Annotated in this window: 1 rRNA gene; it reads left to right on the plus strand. The window is 50.6% G+C overall.

Annotated elements, in window-relative coordinates:
• Positions 1-243 (plus strand): 23S ribosomal RNA (locus FJA49_RS00010); the annotation flags it as partial.

The following is a 243-nucleotide window of genomic DNA, read 5'->3' on the forward strand; positions in this document are numbered from 1 at the left end:
CTGAACTGAAACATCTAAGTAGGCGGAGGAGAAGAAAACAAAAGTGATTCCGTGAGTAGTGGCGAGCGAAAGCGGATTAGCCCAAACCGGAGATGTTACGGCATTTCCGGGGTTGTAGGACCGCGATATTTCCTGCGTAAAGAATTAGAACCATCTGGAAAGTTGGGCCAAAGACGGTGACAGCCCGGTACAAGTAATGAGCGTAAGGGATAGCGGTATCCTGAGTAGGGCGGGGCACGTGAA

Source organism: Flavobacterium microcysteis (assembly GCF_006385255.1).
In the GTDB taxonomy this organism is placed as follows: domain Bacteria; phylum Bacteroidota; class Bacteroidia; order Flavobacteriales; family Flavobacteriaceae; genus Flavobacterium; species Flavobacterium microcysteis.